Consider the following 16,159-nt stretch of genomic DNA (forward strand, 5'->3'; position numbering starts at 1 on the left):
TCACTGGCCTTCTAGCCCTTGTGCACCTCAAGTGCTTTCTCGATCAGGAAGGCCAGGTGGTCACGGTGCGCGCGGGTTGCTGCGTCACCCCGCCAGCGAGCCATATCCTTGCCCAGTGTCTTGAGCGACGAGAAGGCGTTGGAGCGGGCGACATAGTCATAGTCGTCGCTTTCCAGGATGCCGATCAGGCGCTTGACATAATGCACCTGCAGTTCCTGGCGGAAGGTGTTTACGGCACCGCGGCTGTCATCTTCAAAGATGGCGTCCGTCAGGTCCGTCATCATTTCTGTAACATCGTAGCTGTTGCCGTAAAGTCCGCTGTCCGTGATCCGCATCAGCGTATTCGGATGCAGCAAGTGCGCCAGAATGTCTGCCTGGATGCTCAGCGCCCGGCCATGCAGGGTAGGGTCTTCATTCGACGTGAAGTGGAAGAAACCGCGGCGCTGGATTGCCAGATGCTGGAACAGGGCAGGGTCAGCCTGGAAGGCATCCGGCGCGAAGATATAGTCGCGCAGCAGCTTCATGGCTTGTTCCTGCTTGTCTTTCTCCACCGGGCGATACGGCGCTGTGGCACCGTCCTGGCCTGCGACCGCTCGGTCCACATACACGCCGCCCACATAGCGGCTTGCCACGCGGCCCTGCCAGGCCATGTCAGCGGTCAGGATCAGATAGGCGTTCCTGAGTTCCTGATAGCTTTGGCCTTCTGTGGTGAACTTGGCCCGCAGCTTGCCCATGGCGTCGCGGTCAAGCCTCAACCGGTCCTGCGCGAACTGAACGGCGTCGTCCGTCATGTCATAGATGTTAACGCGCGGGTCAATGGCTTTGCCGGGTGCCCGCATGTCGTCGGCGTCATTGCCGAACACCAATGCTTTTTCCGTCGAGCGCGCCAGATGCGCTTCCATCTTGGCCGGGTCGTCCAGATCCGGGTCATAGCCAAACTGGATGGCCCAGATGTCATAAGTCCCTGGCGTGACGGTGTAATAATGCGCCTGCTTTTCACCCGGAGGAGCAAAGTTGATGCTTGGATAGTCCATCACGGAGCCCGCAAGGCCGTTCGCCTGCTTGTCGATGTCATGGGCTTCGTCATAGGCGCGGGCCTGGGTGGCCTTCATATTGTGGTTGAGGCCCAGCGTGTGCCCAACTTCGTGCAGCATCAGGTAATAGATGGCTTCTTCCACCAGCTTCTCGCTGGCCTGTGGGCCTGCTTCGTTGATGGCTGCCAGCGTTTTACCCAGCATATTGTTGATCTGCAGGTGGCCTGCGAGGTTACAGTTGCGCCCATGGCCTTTAACAGATGCCATGAAGTCTTCCATCTGGCTGTCCTGGCTCTCCAGGCCAAGAGCCGCGCTTTCAAACACCTTGCTGGCGTTCATGCGGTTGGTCAGGAAGGTATATTCCAGCATGATGTCAGCGGCCAGGATCTGACCAGTGCGTGGGTTGGAGAAGCTTGGACCATAGCCGCCGAACGGAGGCTGCGGGCTGGAAGTCCAGCGCAACACGTTATAGCGGATGTCACCAGCGTCCCACTCAGCGTCGTCAGGCTGCTCTTTCACCACCACTGCGTTTTTGAAGCCAGCTGCTTCAAACGCAATGTTCCAGGCTTCAACTGCCTTTCGGATGGTCGGGCGCAGCTCGGTTGGTGTTGTGTTTTCAATCCACCAGGTGATCGGCTCCACAGGCTCTGAAATCTCGGCGCTTGGGTCCTTCTTCACCAGGTTCCAGCGGTTGATCATGTCACGCCACGGGGTTGCGCCGTGGTCTGTCATGTCGTTGACATAGTCCAGGAAGTAGCCAACGCGGGGGTCGTCAAAACGCGGCTTGAAATCATTTTCAGGCATGGCCACCAGCGTGTGCTGAACGGAAACGGTCACGTTCCGGGCATCCGTAATCTCAAACCATTGACCGCGGTTCATCGGCGTTGGGTTGGAGTAAACATAATTGACCGTGACAGCCGTGTTTTCTGGATAGTTGTTGACCGCCTGGATCTTGGTTTTTGCGCCATTCAGCTTGCCCAGGTTGAAACGCTCCCAAGGCTTGAGGCGCGGATTGGGTGTTGGCTTGACCTGGTCGAACGCTTCGGACTGGAACAGGCCGGTCACACTGATCAGATAGCTTTTGCCGTCCTCGGATTTGGCGTCGATCGTGTGGGTCGCGATGGTCGCCGATGAAATATTGGCGTCCTTGGCTTTCGACAGCGCATTGTCGGGATCGAAATAGAAGTAAGGGTTCACTTCAACGAATTCGAGCTTGTTGAAATGCTTCTCGATGCGGAAGACTTTCTGCTGCCGGTATTGGCCGCGGAAATGTCCACCTTCAACCACGCCGTCAGCGGTATGGGAGAAATAGATGAACTCCTTGCCAAGCTGGTCTTCGCGGACCTCCATCATCAGAGAGCCGTTCTTGGGGTCCTGATACATTTTAAAGAGGCCATCAAGCTCGGTCATGTCCTTGACCTTTTCAGCGATGGTTTTCTCTTTTTTCTTTTTATCTTCGTCTTCGGCTTCTTCAGCCTTGTCGTCGGCCTTTTCTTCTTCTTTGGCCTCTGCGTCCTCATCCTGTTTCTTGGCAACTGCCGGTTTGGCCGGCTTGTCATCTTCTGCGGCGATTGTCGGCGCGACAAATGCCACTGCGCCCAGGGCAACGCCTGTCAGCAGGAAACGGAATTTTTGGTCTAGGTTTTTCACCTTGCTTCTCCTCGATGTAGTGGCCGCTTTGGCGCGGTCCTCCCCTTAATCCCAGCTATCGCGTGTCCCACGCGCCGGGTCCTTATTGTCCCATAAGCAAAAAACGAGTGTCACCACCCCGTTCAGGCAAGTCAATGCCTGTGTGTTCGTCTGATCCTTCAGGGAAAACAGTTCGTCGCATTTCGGCGGGCGGACTTAGCGTGCCAGCCGGACCGATTCTTCAAAGCCTGCCACAAAGGCGTCACAGCCTTCTGCAGGTTCACGGGCGGCCGCGCCTGCCAGGACATTCTTGAATTCCAGCTTGCCCAGGACTTTTTCATAGTCGTCCTTGGCAAGGATCGCCAAGCGGGCTTCCGCCTTGGTGACGAATTCGTCGATCATGTCCTCGTCAGCTTTGCAGTATTGAGCGCCGCCAGCGATAATTGCGCTGCTGCGGGCGAAGCTCAGGAGCTCGCTTTCGTCTGCGTGAGACGCTGGGAAGCCGCTGCCGATCATGGTGGCCATCATAAGGCCCAGTGCGATGTTATTTTTCATTGCCATCATTCTTGTTCTTGATACCTGACGTCACATTAGCGAGGCAAAATGTGGCATGCAAGTGACCTCACGAATATTTAGGGGAACTCGAATTCAAGTGGTTCGCCACTGGACGCGATGTCGCCAGCAATACGTTGGCCTTTCACCAGCGCAATGACCGAGTTGACCTGACCCGGCAGGCGATCGATCAGCAGGCTGTTCATGACTTCCATGCGTTCCGGCGCCTCTGGCAGGTCGCTTTCAAGGTACACGAACACTTCCTGGTCGCGGTACTCGAGCCCCAGGAAGGTCAGGTCTACCGGATCGCCATTCACCACAATGCGCAAGTGATCGGCCATGAGGGGGGCGGTGCCACTTTCCAGCAGATCAAAATGTTCTGGGTTCAGGAAGCTCAGCCGACTACCGTGATCAATGGACACCCGCGCCTCCAGAAGTTCAGCATGAATCTGCATGATTACTTCCAGCGACTGGTCGCTTTGGTTCCATTCAATTTCTGTGAGCGTGGCAAAAGCGTTGTGGGCCCAGGCGCCGGTTGTAGCAAGCGCAAGGAAGGTCAGATGCACGGCGTAGGTGCGCAGTGTTTTTATCATTACAGGTCAACTTCTAAAGTAAAGGGTCAGGCTGTCGCATATTCAAAGCCAACGACACGGTTTCTGCCGTAGGCTTTGGCACTATAGAGCGCCTGGTCGGCCCGGTCGAGTGCCGGCTCAATGGTGATTTCTTCCTGCATCCACTGGGCCACACCAATACTGGCCGTGAAGCGGAATTTTTCAGCCTCGCAGACGGTCTGGTTTTTGGCGGTCGCCTTGCGAATGTCTTCTGCGAGGCGGATGGCCTCATGCATGTCTGAGCCGGGCAGGATAGCGGCGAATTCCTCGCCACCCATACGGCCCACAAATCCCTTTTCGCCAACGCAGGTCTTGGCAATATTGGCGAAATCCTTGATCGCCACATCGCCAGCAGCGTGGCCATAGGTATCATTGATGCGCTTGAAGTGATCAATATCCATCATGATCACCCATATTTCGGTGTTTTTTGCACTGGATACGGCTTCTTCCCCGCGGGATGTGAAGCGTCGGCGGTTCAGCAGGCCGGTCAGGGAATCTGTATTTGCAAGGCGCCGCAGTTCAGCCTGTTTGGCCTCGAGCTCTGCCTTGGCATGATACAGTTGTTCCGCCAGTTCTGCGGTGCGGGCGGCATCGGCCTCCACCATGGACTGGTGCATGGCGCTGTCGTGGTTGGCCTGCTGGACATGGGTAATGTCACGCAGAAACCAGATGCGTTTTCCTTCATCGTCAAGGGGGCGCGTGTTGCGTTCGATCACGCGGCCGTCCTTGAGGTTCAGCAGTTCGGAAAACTGGATGTCTGGCGATGCCAGCACAGCGTCGACAACCTGGTCGGCCTGGGACCGATCACCTAGCTCACGGTGCCAACCATCAAACAGCTTCTTGATATCGCTTGTTGGGTCGAAATTGGTGATCAGGCGCTGGGCGACGGCATTAGCCGTCAAGACGCGACCGTCAATGCCGGAAATCACCACGCCGTCCGGTAGGCGGTCAGGGTCCAGCAGCACCTTACCTGAGGCCCGCGGCCTCTGGGGTGATTTCAGGATGCCATAAAGCGTGAGCAGGAACAGCGCACCGAGAAGCAGGAGACCGGCAATAAACAAGGGAAGCTCAAACGGCACATCGCTACCCATTCCACGCCCAAGCAAAAGAAGCGTGAATGAAGCTAATCCCAAAATTGCTTTAGCTATATCTAGCTTAGCCATAGTTTCCGCAAAAAATCCTCCGACCCCGCAGGCAAAGGACCCCACATCGCGGTCATTGTCAAGTGGTCAGCCCGGGTCATCACCAGACTACCGTGCCAAAAGTAAAATTTTGGAGAATACGGGCAAAAAAAGAAAGGGAGGCCAGAGCCTCCCTTGTGTCTGCTGGATGCGAGTGTGCGTCCGGATTAATCCTTCTTGGGCGAATCAGCTTGTTTCTCGCCGTCCAGAACTTCCTTCATCAGGTTACGGGACGCTTTGCGCTTATAAAGCTCAACCCGCGACAACACCGGTTTGGCCGGCCAGGCGTTGTTGGTTTCATCGGCGTCTGCAATTTCATGATACGGGTCAAGGGTTACAGACTTGATCTCTTTGTCACGAACCAGAAGCTTGGTCACCTTCTGGGCATTTTCGCGCCAGATTTCCGCAGGGATGCGAACTTCCTCGCGGCTTCCGTCCTGATACTCCACGTCGAGGACAAGCGGCATCACCAAGCCACCGATATTCTCAAAGTCGATGAAATAGAGTTCATGGCCAAACTTCAGCAGCTCTTTTTCCCAGTCCTTGAGGTCCTTGAGCTTGCCCGCATAAGCCTTCTTCTGCTTCTCTGTCACAATGAAATCGTCGTTTTCATTGTAGAAATCCAGAAGATCCGGGAAGCGGTCCACCCGGTGTTGGAAGCCAGCCGCCTGATCGCGCATCTCGCCGATATAGACCTTGTCCTTGCGGTCTTCTTCGCGCTTGATCGGGTTCTCGACCTCTGGGTTCTGGGTGTTGATGCGAGCGTGGGTAACGCCAGTGACGGCAATATCCACATGGTCGGTCGTGTACCACCAGCCGCGGAAGAACCAGTCAAGATCCTTGGCGCTGGCGTCTTCCATGGTGCGGAAGAAGTCGGCCGGGTAGGGGCGTTTGAATTTCCAGCGGCGGCTATATTCATGGAAGGCGAAATCAAAGAGTTCGCGGCCCATGATGGTCTCGCGCAGGATATTCAGCGCCACAGCAGGCTTGGTATAGGCGTTGGGGCCGTAGCCGATGATACTGTCTGACTGTGTCATGATCGGCGTCTGGTCCGGGCTTGTCATATAGGAAATGACGCCCTTTGGGACAGACCGGCGAGCCGGGTAATCGGCTTCCCACTCACGCTCTGCCATGGTTTGCAAGAAGCTGTTGATGCCTTCATCCATCCATGCCCAGTTACGTTCGTCGGTGTTTACGACCATTGGGAAATAAATGTGCCCGATTTCGTGGATCACGACAGAGATCAGCCCATACTTCGTGCGCCGCGAATAGGTGCGGGTTTCCGTACCGTCATCGTTTTTCTCAATCTCCACCGGATAGCCGTTGGATGTGATCATCGGATATTCCATGCCGCCGCCGATTGGGCCGTGCACGGACCAGGCTACAGGGTAAGGGTATTCGAATGAATAACGGCTGTAGGTGTCCAGCGTGTGGGCGATGGCCTGGGTCGAATATTTGTCCCAAAGCGGCATGGCTTCGTCAGGATAGAGCGACATGGCCATTACAGTACGACCGCTGTCTGGCAGTTTCACGCCCCAGGCGTCCCAGACAAACTTGCGCGACGTTGCAAAGGCGAAATCGCGCACATTGTCGGCCTTGAAGTGCCAGGTTTTGGTGGCGTCCGTGCCTTCTTTTTCGTTCTCCAGTGCTTCTTCGCGGTTCACGATGAAGACGGGGCGGTCAGCAGTGCGGGCTTCTTCAAGACGGTCCCGCTGTTCCTTGGTCAGCACGTCTTTCGGGTTCTGCAATTCACCGGTTGATCCAACGATATGGTCGGCGGGGACAGTGATTTCCACATCATAGTCGCCAAACTCCAGCGTGAACTCGCCAGTGCCCAGGAACTGTTTATGCTCCCAGCCCGCAAGGTCTGTATAAGCTGCAAGGCGCGGGAACCACTGGGCGACAAAATAGATGTCGTTGCCGTGGCGCTCATAGGGCTGATAGCCGCCGCGTGCCCACATGGCCTTGCCTTCAGGCACGTTGAAATGCCAATCGATGGCGAAATCGAAGCTGGCGCCAGGCTTCAGCGGCTTGGGCAGGTCGATGCGCATCATGGTATCGACCACGGTATATTTCAGGTCCTTGCCACCGGATTGCACGCTATTGAGGTTGAAGCCCCAATCCTTGCCTTCGGTACGAGCTATGAAACGCAGCGTCGAATAGCCCATCTTTTTGGACGCTTTTTCGCCCATGTCCATTGTGGTGTAGGCATCAGAGTGCTTGGCGAAACGGTTCTGATCCAACTGCAGCCAAAGGTACGTCAGCGTATCCGGGCTGTTGTTCTTATAGTGGATGGTCTCTGAACCGTGAATCTGGCGGGCCTTTTCGTCCAGCCGCACCTTGATCTTATAATCGACCTCTTGCTGCCAATAGGCATGCCCCGGCGCACCTGAAGCGGTGCGATAAACATTAGGGGTAGGAAGATCGGCTTCCAGCTGTCGGAATTTGTCCCTGAACGATCCTTTGGTCTGTTCATTGGCGTCACCGTGGGCCGGGAAGGCAACCAAAGCTGCCAAAAGAATCCCGAAAAGTCTCATGTTTCTGCCCTCACTAGATTGGGTTGTTAGCTTTTGTTGGGCGCGACCCTAGGCCACAAATTCCGCCTCGGCAAGACTATGGCGAAAATGTGACGCCAGAATAATCCAAAGTTTAGCAAGGGCGGCGAAGGGGTGTCGGGGCATGTACCGTAAAAGGAGTGGACGCGCAGAAATGACGAGAGCCAACAAGATGAGGACCATAACGATGAAAGTATGGAAAAAGACGATAGCGATTTCTGCAACGGCACTGTTCACGACCGGGGTGCTTGCAGCAGATAATATGAAAGAGCGCATGGAACAGCGCTTCAAGGAACTGGACCGGAATGGCAATGGTATCATCACGCACGCTGAGATGATGTCCATTGTTCAGGAAAAGTTTGGAGAGTTTGACAAGAACCGTGACGGGTTTCTGAGCCTTGCCGAGCTGCCGAAGGAAATGCCGGTGCCGGAGCATGTCCGGGAGCGCATGGAAAAGCGTTCTGAGAGGATGCAGGAACGGATGGCAGAGCAGGGGGAAGAGTTCGACCCTGAAGACATGCCACCACCTCGGGGGCCTCGCGGCGCGCGCTTTGACGGCAAGCCGACCCGCCTGCATTTTGTCGCCAAGCATGACCGTGACGGAGACGAGCGTGTTTCGCTCGAGGAATTTGCCGTCAAGGCGCTCCGCCACTTTAAGCGGATGGATGTCAATGGCAATGGTGAAGTCACCAAGGATGAAGCATTCGAGGCTGCCAAAGAGCACAGGATGAAAAGAGGGAAGGGCCACCCGAAGCAGCCCCATCACGGACGGTGACCCAAAGACACTCCTCCCGAGTGAGACTGATCTTCTGACTGATACCCTGCTTTGATCAGGGGAGCCTCAGACATGCCCGACCGTTGGTCTTACCCCCAATGGCCGGGCATGTTGTGTCTTGCCGCCGACGACAGCGGCGCCCTGTGCGCCAACACGTCAGCGCAGCGTGCGATAAAGCTCAATCCCTTCACTTGAAAGCTCGGCCGCTTTACCTGCGGATGCGACGATGCCCCTGAGGGCTTCTTCAATGCTGTCAACTGCCTGGGAAGCTTGCTGAATGCTTGCTGAAATCTCATGCGTCGTCGCGTTCTGTTCCTCAACGGCGCCAGCGACGCCAGTTACTGAACTATGGACTGCTTCCACCTGGCGTTGGATGGCTGAAAGCCGACTTACAACATCGTCAGAGATACCCTGGATACCGTCGATTTGTTCGGAAATAGTCGTGGTGGCCGACGCAACCTGGCCGGCCAGATTTTTAACCTCGCTGGCGACAACGGCAAATCCTTTGCCGGCCTCACCAGCCCGCGCAGACTCAATCGTGGCATTCAGCGACAGCAGGTTAATCTGGCTGGCAATCTGCTGGATGATTTCAACAATGCTGTTCATGGCCCCAGCAGATTCGGCCATCTGCCTGGTGGAGCTGCTTGCAGCATTCACTTCATCCAGCGCGTCGGAGACAGACTTTTGGGAGTTGGCCATGCTTTGTGCCACTTCATTGACAGAGGCGCTGAACTCTTCAGTGGCGGCAGCCACCGTCTGCACGGTGCTGGCTGATTGTTTGGATGCTGCGGCGGCAGAGGCTGCCCTTGATTCCACATCATTCGCGGAGGATTGGATTTCCCGCAAGCTGCTATCCACTTGGGTTCCAACGCGCTCGCGTTCGGCCCGCATCTGCACCTGGGCCGTACGGTCCGTCGCAAACTTGATGACCTTGAAGGGCTTGCCCTTGGGGTCTAGGATTGGATTGTAGGATGCTTGAATCCAGACCTCCTTTCCACCTTTGCCCAGGCGCTTATATTCGCCGCTTTGGAAGTTGCCCTTCCGGAGCGACTCCCAAAATGAGAGGTATTCTTCGCTTTTCTCGAAGCCGGGCTCAACAAACATGCTGTGGTGTTTACCTTGAATTTCCGCAAGGCTGTAGCCCATCGCGCCAAGGAAGTTTTCATTGGCATAGGTGATCGTGCCGTCCAGTTCGAAATGGATCACTGCTTGCGCCTCGTTGATGGCGGCCACCTGGCCTTCATGTTCTGCAGCGCGTAACATTCGGTCCGTGATATCAGTCGCGAATTTCACAACCTTATAGACCTTGCCGGACGGATCTTTGATAGGATTGTAGGCAGCCTGAATCCAGACTTCCCTGCCGCCCTTGCTAATTCGCATATACTCAGCGGCCTTGAACTCGCCCTGGCCCAGCTCCTTCCAGAAGGTCTTATATTCCTGGCTGTCCCGCTGATCTGGTGCAACGAACATGCTGTGATGCTTGCCCTGGATTTCATCAAGGCGGTAGCCCATGGCGTTCAGGAAATTGTCATTCGCTTCCAAAATGGTGCCGTCCGGTTCAAAGTGAATAATAGCCTGAGAGCGATTGAGCGCATCAATCTGGCCCTGAAATTCAGCGTTTTGCCGTTTTGCATCTGTAATGTCGGTAGCGAATTTCACCACCTTTACCGGGTTGCCAGCTGCGTCCTGTACGGGATTATAGGAGGCAAGAATCCAGACTTCTTTGCCGCCTTTCCCCAGCCGCTTGTATTCCGCCATCTGAAATTTGCCACTTCTGAGCTGTGTCCAGAAGTCTTTATATTCTTGCGTTGTCTCGAAGCCGGGCTCAACAAACATGCTGTGATGTTTGCCCTGGATTTCTGCAAGGCTATAGCCCATCACCTTCAGGAAATTGTCGTTCGCTGAGATGATTGTACCGTCAAGATTGAAGTGGATCACCGCCTGAGATTTGTTGAGAGCGGATATCATCGCGTCATCAGTTGCGGATGTGCGCAGTTTGAAACGATCGAACAAGATAATTCTCCGTTCGACCCCCCTAGGAACGCGTGCTTTGGTGACTAATACCATCACTGATTCTGGCAATAATATCAATAGTTTAGTTAAGCAATTGTAAAACACCCGCTGGATGCAATTGCTCGCTTCAATGTGGTGTTTCTCCAAGGTGAAAAGCCGCGTAAGCTAGCGATGAAAAGCAAAACTTCTTGTCGGCGGGAATTATTCTCGTGCATCTGGCGGCCTCCGGTGCAAGGGGCCTATTGCCCTTTCAGGTGTCCGGCGTTAGGGTGCGCCGTGATTTTTGCCAAGATTTTGTCAGTACAAAGGCCATCGGTATGTTTAAAGGCTCCATTCCCGCGCTTATCACCACCTTTACTGCGGACGGTAAAGTTGATGGTGACACGTTCCAGAAGTTTGTCGATTGGCAAATCAAGGAGGGCAGTAGCGCGCTTGTGCCCGTGGGTACAACGGGTGAATCCCCTACCTTGAGCCACGAAGAACACAAGCTTGTTGTGGAACTGTGTGTGGAGGCTGCAGGTGGTCGGGTGCCTGTGATCGCCGGTGCGGGTTCCAACAATACGTCTGAGGCCATTGGTCTGATCAAGCACGCTGAAAAGGTGGGCGCGGACGGCGCGCTTGTGGTGACGCCTTACTATAACAAGCCGAGCCAGGCTGGTCTTTATGCCCACTTCAAGGCGGTTCATGACGCCTCTGACCTGCCAATCATTATTTATAACATCCCCGGTCGGTCCGTCGTGGACATGACCACAGACACCATGGCGCAGCTGTTTGAACTGCCGCGCATTGTGGGCGTCAAGGACGCGACAGGTGACCTGGACCGCTGCGCCAGCCAGCGTGCAGCCATGGGGCCTGATTTCATCCAGCTGTCCGGCGAAGACGCCACAGCGCACGGCTTTAACGCCATGGGCGGTGTGGGCTGCATTTCCGTAACCGCCAACGTGGCGCCAGGCCTTTGCGCCAAGATGCAGGCAGCCTGCCTCGCGGGTGACTATAAAACTGCGCTTGCCATCCAGGACAAACTGCTGCCGCTGCACCGCGCCATGTTCGCGGAGCCCAGCCCGGCACCGGCGAAATATGCTTGCTCAACGCTTGGCATCGGCACTGACATGGTTCGTCTGCCGCTGTTGCCAGCAACGGAAGCGCTGCGCTCGACCATCGATGCCATCCTGCATGATCTCGAGCTTGAGCCAGTAACACTCGGATAAGCATCATGGCGGGCAAAAACAAAAATAAAAGCAAGAGCACCCTGCCAAACCGCGTCGCGGCGGATAACCGCAAGGCGCGGCACCTCTATCATATTGAAAGCGAATATGAGGCCGGTATCGCGCTTACGGGTACAGAGGTAAAATCGCTCCGGAACGGTGAAGCCAACATCCGCGAAAGCTATGCCGAAGAAAAAAACGGTGAACTGTGGCTGGTGAATGCCCACATCCCGGAATTTTCGCACGGTAATCGCTTTAACCACGAGCCACGCCGCCCTCGGAAGCTTCTGATGCACCGGCGGGAAATCAACCGGCTTGGGGGGGCTGTGCAGCGCCAGGGCTATACGCTGGTGCCGCTCAAGATCTATTTCACCGAACGGGGTAGGGCCAAGATTCTGATCGGCCTCGGCAAGGGCAAGAATGTCCGTGACAAGCGTGAGGACGTCAAACAGCGTGACTGGGATCGCCAGAAGTCCCGCCTGTTGAAGGAAATGAGCTAGGCGTCACCTGCGCCCGGCGGTACGGTAATCAGAAACTTGACGGGGCTTTCAGGCCCACCCGCCGCTACGTGGTTGCGGCCGGTCTTCAGTTTTGCCGTGGCGTTCATCGTATATTTCCCCAGCTTCTGGCCGTTCACCATGGTGCCGTGCTGGCTTCCCAGGTCCCGCACCCAGATACTGCCGTCGCGTTTGATCACTTCGAAATGACTGTCCGACAGTTCAGGCGTGTTGTTGAGCGGCACTTTCATGCCGGCAGGCGTCGCCACTGCATGGTCGCTCTTGCTGGCGATGTTTCCGACGCTGAAGGGGAAATCCTTCACCTCTACAAAGGTCAGCAGCTTGTCGGCCACCAGCCGACTTTCACCCTCGATAATAGGGTGTTGGCTTTTATAGTGGGCAGGCTGGTCCGTTTTGGCTGCGATGGCGTCTTGCACCGCGTAAGAGCTCCTGAGCCGGTTGGCCAGCGTGTGCACCACATGGCGGACCAGAGGGTCTGCGAAGCTTTTGCGAAAGGCTTCTGCCGTAATGAACAGTGCAGTGGTATCGCGCGATGCCCGCGCGGTCACAGAATGCTTCTTCTTCTCGATAACGCTGACCTCGCCCAGCAGGTCACCGCTGCCGAGGGCCGCGATATGGTGACTGTGCTCGCCCTCATAACGCCAGATGTCAATCTGGCCTTCAAGGATCATATAGACGCCGGTGCTGTCATCACCTTGTGCGTAGATTGTGTCGCCTTTCTTGAAAGCGACCTGTTCCCCCATGCTTGATGGCTGGATGGTCATAGAGCCTCCTAATCCTGCCTGTGGGTCGATTCTACTCTGTTTTTGGTGTCCGGTAAATGCGCGTGAAACACTATATATTGTGGTCTTATCTGAAAATTAAGGAATTTATAGTGTAATTGAGTCGTCTAGAACGACAAAGGTGAAAGCAATGGCAGACTATATCCTCCCCCGGACTTATGCACATACCATTGCAGCCATGCGCCCAAACTTGACGCGGGCGCTGATCATGGCGGTGGAAAGTGGTGACGCGGCGACGGCCGCCAGCCTGTTCCCCGTCGTTGCAGGCCCTGGGGCCGCAGCCCATATGGGCCCCCGGGATGTGCTTGATAAGGTCGGAGCCTGGCTCTCCAGCCAGTCCGAACTAGCAAACGAAGTGGCGGCGGCGTAAGGCATCCGCCACTTTCCTCCTGATGTTTCGAGTATCCGTTCCGAGTATGAGCGGCGGCGTGTCCCCCAAGACGCCGCCGCTCACCTTTTATGCGGTGATGACCGGCGCGGCGTAATGCTCAACCGTAGGGAAGGGCTCATAGAAATGATGCAGGTGCTGCTTCCATGCCTGGTATTCTGGGGACCCACGGAAACCTTCCGTGTGATCCTCGAGCGTCTCCCATCTCACCAGCAACAGATACTGGCCGGTTCGTTCAAGGCAGGGGCGCACCTCCAGCCCCTTGAAGCCCTTCATGCCTGCGATGATGGCCTTGGCGTCCGCCATGGCAGCTTCGAAGGCGGCTTCTTCGCCGGCTTTCACATTCAGGATCGCGTGTTCCAGAATCATAGGTCTGCGGCTTCCTTGAGCTCATTGAGCGCGCCCAGGAACATTTCCCGGGTCAGGCGCTTGGTGTTCACATTATAGCGCGAGCAGTGATAGCTATCGACCAGAACAAGGCCATTTGGCAGCGTGTGCACGGCCTGATGGGCGAACGGATAGTCTGCCAGGCGTAGCCCCAGCGTGCGCAGCGTGGCGTCATGCGCAATTTTTCCAAGCGCGAACAGGGCTTTGAGGTTGGGAAGTGCGCGGATGCGGGTTTCCAGAAACGGTCGGCACTTGGCGACTTCAGCGGCTGTCGGCTTGTTTTCTGGCGGCACGCAGCGTACCGCATTGGTGATCATGATGCCCGCAAGGTCAAAGCCGTCTTTGGGATCATTTTCAAACACGCCGGATGTCAGCCCAGCTTCCGCAAGGCAGCTGTATAGCATTTCGCCAGAGGCATCACCCGTGAACACCCGTCCGGTCTTGTTGGCACCGTGCAGGCCTGGGGCCATGCCGACAATCAGCGCGGAGGCCGTCTCCGGCCCGAAACTGGGCGCCGCCCCATTGAAATAGGTGGGGTACGCCTGCGCGTTCTTGCGCCGGAAGGCGACAAGGCGTGGGCAGCGGGTGCAGCCTGCTTTTGGTTCTGCCGGGTATCGGGGCATTGTGGGACCTCTGGACACGGAAAAGGCGGCCGAAGCCGCCCTGTTGGATCGTCTGCTAAACTTTAGCGTGGCGCTCAGGCGCTTTCAACCGCCAGTTCTTCATAGGCCTCGCGCGGGTCGGGCTGGCGCGAGGTGCCACCCGAAGATCGCCCGATCACATCGCGCAGGTCTTCAAGGTCCACGAACTGGTCGGCCTGACGCCGGAGCTCATCGGCGATCATCGAAGGCTGGGTGCGGTTCGAGCTGACAACTGTCGCCCGCACCCCGCGACGCTGGATGGCCTCCAAGAGACGCCGGAAGTCCCCGTCGCCGGAAAACAGCACCACATGGTCGAGCGCTTCGGAGATATTCAGCATATCAACCGCGATTTCGATATCCATGTTGCCTTTGATCTTGCGGCGACCGTGTTCGTCGGTGAATTCCTTGACCGGTTTGGTCACCAGCGTGAAGCCGTTATAGTCGAGCCAGTCGATGAGAGGCCTGAGTGGGGAATATTCCTGGTCTTCAAGGATTGCAGTGTAATAAAATGAGCGGATCAACCGGCCCTTTTCTGAAAAATGAGCCCGCAGGCTTTTATAATCAATCTCCATGTCGAGAGCACGGGCAGTGGCATATAAATTGGCGCCGTCGATGAAAAGGCCGAGACGCTCCTCCGGATAGAAAATCATAAGGGGTCCAATCTATTCAAAATTTAAAAATCACTCAGCAACAAAATCGCGTACAAACTATGATTCAAGAATGCTGTCTACGCCTTAAAGTTTGGTAAATTTCAGCCGAAAAATCCACCGTTTCAAGTAAATGTTATCCGGGGTAAGCAATTGAAAAAACAACAGGTAACACTTTCGTTTGGTGCAAACCTGCCGTCTCGGGCGGGCCAGCCAATTGATACCATCCGCGCTGCAATTGATGACCTGGCGTCAAGCGCTGGCGAGATACTTGCCGTGTCTGCATTTTACCGTACCAAAGCTGTCACGCTTGATGGAGCCGAAAGCGTGCCGGACTTTGTGAACGCCTGCATCCTTTTGGAAACAAACCTTGCCCCTGAAGCGCTGCTTGGGGTTTGCAAGGCGCAGGAGGCAGCCTATGGCCGTGTGGCTTCCGCCCGCTGGAGCGCGCGTCCTCTGGATATCGATATTATCGGCTTTGGTGACTGGGTCTTGCCGTCACTTGACGTGTGGCGGGCGCTGGCAGGAAGCGATGATCCGGCGGCCTTCATTGAAGAGCCCATGGTGCCACATCCGCGCGCGCATGTGCGGGACTTCGTGCTGGTCCCGCTTCGTGATGTTGCGCCGGACTGGGTGCATCCTGTTTTAAAACAATCGGTTAGGCAGCTATGCTCTGAAATTGATTCAGGTGCACGTGGCGGCGTAATCAAGAAAATTTCCGCTGGCGCATGACCGGATTGCGATTATAGTGATTCCAAGCTTTACAGGGGTGTTTGGCGCCTGTATAAGCGGGCGCTCGTATGCCGGACGGCTGTTGTCGTGGCCGGCGGACAGATGAATTGGAGAATAAAGCATGGCTCGCGTTACCGTTGAGGATTGCGTTGATAAAGTAACCAACCGGTTTGACCTGGTTCTCGCTGCTGCACAGCGGTCCCGTCAAATCTCTTCCGGTGCCCCGCTTGAGGTGGAGCGCGACAACGACAAGAATGCCGTTGTGTCGCTGCGTGAAATCGCGGAAGAAAAAGTCGTGGCTGATGACCTGATGGAATCAGTGATCCACGGCCTCAGGAAAGTGGTTGAGTCCGACGAGCCGGAAGAAGTGGATATGTCCATTCTGATGGCCGGCATGGAAGATGGCGCTGCCAAGAAAGACAGCGCGGAATAAGCCTTGTTCCAAACGGAATTCCAGAAAAGCCCGGCCTGTTGGTCGGGCTTTTTTTATGCGCCTGACGAAGAAGCGC

Annotated in this window: 16 protein-coding genes; 6 read left to right on the plus strand and 10 right to left on the minus strand. The window is 55.8% G+C overall.

Annotation, left to right across the window (positions count from 1 at the left end):
* Nucleotides 1-11 precede the first annotated feature (11 nt).
* The 5 genes from B3Z17_RS16860 to B3Z17_RS16880 form a co-directional block, all read right to left on the minus strand.
* Nucleotides 12-2,684, minus strand: coding sequence for a zinc-dependent metalloprotease (locus B3Z17_RS16860; RefSeq protein WP_286830899.1), 2,673 nt, complete (start codon nt 2,682-2,684; stop codon nt 12-14).
* Between the two features lie 195 nt (nt 2,685-2,879).
* On the minus strand, nt 2,880-3,218 hold the full coding sequence (locus tag B3Z17_RS16865; RefSeq protein WP_286830900.1) for a hypothetical protein: 339 nt from the start codon (nt 3,216-3,218) through the stop codon (nt 2,880-2,882).
* Nucleotides 3,219-3,295: 77 nt separating this feature from the next.
* On the minus strand, nt 3,296-3,808 hold the full coding sequence (locus B3Z17_RS16870) for a DUF6702 family protein (RefSeq protein WP_068306985.1): 513 nt from the start codon (nt 3,806-3,808) through the stop codon (nt 3,296-3,298).
* Nucleotides 3,809-3,834: 26 nt separating this feature from the next.
* Nucleotides 3,835-4,917 (minus strand): GGDEF domain-containing protein, encoded by a 1,083-nt coding sequence (locus tag B3Z17_RS16875; RefSeq protein ID WP_068306984.1) that lies wholly within the window; start codon nt 4,915-4,917, stop codon nt 3,835-3,837.
* A gap of 257 nt (nt 4,918-5,174) precedes the next feature.
* A complete protein-coding gene (locus tag B3Z17_RS16880) occupies nt 5,175-7,544 on the minus strand; it encodes a M1 family metallopeptidase (protein ID WP_286830901.1) in 2,370 nt (789 codons plus the stop codon).
* A gap of 205 nt (nt 7,545-7,749) precedes the next feature.
* Here B3Z17_RS16880 and B3Z17_RS16885 point away from each other — a divergent pair, with 205 nt between their 5' ends.
* Nucleotides 7,750-8,337, plus strand: coding sequence for an EF-hand domain-containing protein (locus B3Z17_RS16885; protein WP_286830902.1), 588 nt, complete (start codon nt 7,750-7,752; stop codon nt 8,335-8,337).
* A gap of 156 nt (nt 8,338-8,493) precedes the next feature.
* Here the strand turns inward: B3Z17_RS16885 and B3Z17_RS16890 are convergent, their stop codons facing one another.
* Nucleotides 8,494-10,305 (minus strand): methyl-accepting chemotaxis protein, encoded by a 1,812-nt coding sequence (locus B3Z17_RS16890; RefSeq protein WP_349680338.1) that lies wholly within the window; start codon nt 10,303-10,305, stop codon nt 8,494-8,496.
* Nucleotides 10,306-10,667: 362 nt separating this feature from the next.
* On the opposite strand from B3Z17_RS16890, the gene dapA reads away from it, so the two are divergent.
* Both dapA and smpB read left to right on the plus strand, forming a co-directional pair.
* Complete coding sequence (dapA, locus tag B3Z17_RS16895; RefSeq protein ID WP_286830904.1) at nt 10,668-11,558, plus strand: 4-hydroxy-tetrahydrodipicolinate synthase; 891 nt, start codon at nt 10,668-10,670, stop codon at nt 11,556-11,558.
* Nucleotides 11,559-11,563: 5 nt separating this feature from the next.
* On the plus strand, nt 11,564-12,055 hold the full coding sequence (gene smpB, locus B3Z17_RS16900; RefSeq protein WP_068306980.1) for an SsrA-binding protein SmpB: 492 nt from the start codon (nt 11,564-11,566) through the stop codon (nt 12,053-12,055).
* On the opposite strand, the gene B3Z17_RS16905 is transcribed toward smpB, so the two are convergent.
* A complete protein-coding gene (locus B3Z17_RS16905) occupies nt 12,052-12,837 on the minus strand; it encodes a cyclic nucleotide-binding domain-containing protein (RefSeq protein WP_286830905.1) in 786 nt (261 codons plus the stop codon). The two genes, smpB and B3Z17_RS16905, sit on opposite strands and share 4 nt — an antisense overlap.
* A 148-nt stretch (nt 12,838-12,985) precedes the next feature.
* Between B3Z17_RS16905 and B3Z17_RS16910 the strand changes: the two genes are divergently transcribed.
* Nucleotides 12,986-13,225 carry a hypothetical protein gene (locus B3Z17_RS16910; RefSeq protein WP_068306978.1) on the plus strand — a complete coding sequence of 80 codons (240 nt, stop codon included), beginning with the start codon at nt 12,986-12,988 and terminating at the stop codon, nt 13,223-13,225.
* An 87-nt stretch (nt 13,226-13,312) separates the two neighbouring features.
* On the opposite strand, the gene B3Z17_RS16915 is transcribed toward B3Z17_RS16910, so the two are convergent.
* From B3Z17_RS16915 to B3Z17_RS16925, 3 genes are all read right to left on the minus strand, one after another.
* Nucleotides 13,313-13,612 (minus strand): antibiotic biosynthesis monooxygenase family protein, encoded by a 300-nt coding sequence (locus B3Z17_RS16915; protein WP_286830906.1) that lies wholly within the window; start codon nt 13,610-13,612, stop codon nt 13,313-13,315.
* Nucleotides 13,609-14,253: a uracil-DNA glycosylase gene (locus B3Z17_RS16920; RefSeq protein ID WP_286830907.1), complete on the minus strand. Its 645-nt coding sequence runs from the start codon at nt 14,251-14,253 to the stop codon at nt 13,609-13,611. The genes B3Z17_RS16915 and B3Z17_RS16920 overlap by 4 nt, the downstream gene beginning before the upstream one ends.
* A gap of 74 nt (nt 14,254-14,327) precedes the next feature.
* Nucleotides 14,328-14,921, minus strand: a complete 594-nt coding sequence (locus B3Z17_RS16925; RefSeq protein ID WP_068306975.1) for an NYN domain-containing protein — start codon at nt 14,919-14,921, stop codon at nt 14,328-14,330.
* A 150-nt stretch (nt 14,922-15,071) separates the two neighbouring features.
* Between B3Z17_RS16925 and folK the strand changes: the two genes are divergently transcribed.
* Both folK and rpoZ read left to right on the plus strand, forming a co-directional pair.
* Nucleotides 15,072-15,650: a 2-amino-4-hydroxy-6-hydroxymethyldihydropteridine diphosphokinase gene (folK, locus tag B3Z17_RS16930; protein WP_286830908.1), complete on the plus strand. Its 579-nt coding sequence runs from the start codon at nt 15,072-15,074 to the stop codon at nt 15,648-15,650.
* A gap of 121 nt (nt 15,651-15,771) precedes the next feature.
* The gene (gene rpoZ, locus B3Z17_RS16935; RefSeq protein ID WP_068306973.1) at nt 15,772-16,083 is read left to right on the plus strand and encodes a DNA-directed RNA polymerase subunit omega; all 312 of its coding nucleotides are present in this window, start codon (nt 15,772-15,774) and stop codon (nt 16,081-16,083) included.
* The last annotated feature ends 76 nt before the right edge of the window (nt 16,084-16,159 follow it).

Source organism: Kordiimonas sp. UBA4487 (assembly GCF_002389025.1).
Taxonomy (GTDB): domain Bacteria; phylum Pseudomonadota; class Alphaproteobacteria; order Sphingomonadales; family Kordiimonadaceae; genus Kordiimonas; species Kordiimonas lacus.